This window comes from Vibrio sp. M250220 (assembly GCF_036533795.1).
Classification (GTDB): domain Bacteria; phylum Pseudomonadota; class Gammaproteobacteria; order Enterobacterales; family Vibrionaceae; genus Vibrio.
The window spans coordinates 1-496 of the sequence record NZ_JATABI010000201.1; the positions used below are offsets into that span (position 1 = coordinate 1).

At 32.7% G+C, this 496-nt stretch carries 1 protein-coding gene; it reads left to right on the forward strand.

What is annotated here, in order from left to right; translation table 11 throughout:
- The coding region (locus tag QTN94_RS20430; protein WP_331428690.1) for a LysM peptidoglycan-binding domain-containing protein at positions 1–290 on the forward strand (290 nt) is incomplete at its 5' end.
- Between the last annotated feature and the right edge of the window lie 206 nt (positions 291–496).

Here is a 496-nt window from a genome sequence, read left to right on the forward strand (position 1 = left end):
AAAAGCTAACTGAGCCGGTTAATTCAGTTCCAGATATTGATGTAGAACCTGTAGTCGATGTAATTGAATCTTATTCTGATGACGAAATGCTTGAAATATTAGAGACTGCTGATGAATCTGTATTTGAAGTGTATTATTTGAAGGAAGGGGATTATCTTTATAAGTTGGCTAGAGAAAATGGCATTACTTTTAAACAATTAGTCGACCTTAATGCTCGCTTTCCTAAGATTGAAAACCTCGACTTAGTTTATCCCGGGATGATGATTTATCTTCCTCCTAAGAAGCGATGATATTAATTTACGATAATGGATTTTAAAGTCGGACGGTATTATTTAATTATTCTGATAATCCAAAAACTGACCGTGATGGTGTTGTCGGAATTTATTCAGTTTTATTTAGGAAAAAATTCCGCTTAAATTTCTAATTGCCTAGATGCAAGCTCGAATAAAATGTAGGACAATTCTTTGAATCATATTTATTTATCGAGATATGGTAT